Annotated in this window: 1 protein-coding gene; it reads right to left on the bottom strand. The window is 40.8% G+C overall.

Going from position 1 to position 911, the window contains the following annotated elements; all coding sequences use genetic code 11:
* A partial coding sequence (locus tag ACTNDQ_RS15395; RefSeq protein ID WP_441065002.1) for an IS4 family transposase occupies nt 1-777 on the bottom strand: 777 nt, incomplete at its 3' end.
* Nucleotides 778-911 lie beyond the last annotated feature (134 nt).

Raw genomic sequence — 911 nt, 5'->3', positions numbered from 1 at the left:
ATACTTGATCCGACTGCTTTTCTTGATCATGGCAATCACATCCATTCCTTTGCGCTTGATTGCCGTAATCTGAGCAGGATTAGAGAACCAGGAGTCGAAAAGAACGTATTCCGCAGATAATCCGGCAGAAACGGCTGTATCAAGCAGTGTCAGCATTGCTTCAGGGGCCTTGGTCTGGGCAAGTTTGCGACGTTTTCCGGCGAGAGTTCTCTTATCAAATGCTTTTACCGGGCCGATGATGTTTGATTCCTTTGACGAAGCAAGAAGACAGCTATTAACAGGAATAAGCGTATTTCCATCGCTCCAGCTAAGTGTCAGCATACGGTATCCCTTTTTGTAATTCATCCCAGTATGGTCAAAGACTTTAGAACCCAATTCAGTTTTTTTACAACTGGTACGATTGAAAAGACTGTCATCAATGATGAATACATTCTTACGAGAGGCATCGGTAAGATCCTTGATCCCATTGTTAACGATGTCTGCGGCAAGGAGTGACGTAAAACGAAGCCAGTTTGTCTTAGCAGAATTCAGAAAGCGATAGAAGGTATTTTTAGAGAAATCTTCCTTGAAAGAACCGGTACGCTGCTGCATATACATACTTCTTCCGATGAAGATGTTTCCAAGTTTGTATTTCAGAAGAGAAATGGAAGGAACACCTTTCTCCTTGGTCCCATTACATTGCTTCAGTAACTTTCCAACATGATGCTTTGCAAAAAATTTCTGAATACAATCAAGTAAAGCTACCTCATCCGTATGGTTCTGTGCTAAAATGGACATGGCATAAATCTCCTTTTCTATTTTGGTTTCTGGACAATTCCATTATACCAAAGGATTGTATTTATGCCTTTTTTATTGGCTGAAATATTGGATTTTCAAGGTTCAGCACACCTTATTGGTGTGGGAAGTTTGAG

The organism is Blautia massiliensis (ex Liu et al. 2021), assembly GCF_052064225.1.
GTDB classification, from domain to species: Bacteria; Bacillota; Clostridia; order Lachnospirales; family Lachnospiraceae; genus Blautia_A; species Blautia_A fusiformis.
Note: the sequence above shows the minus strand (reverse complement) of the source record. Positions and strands in the feature narration are given on the sequence as shown.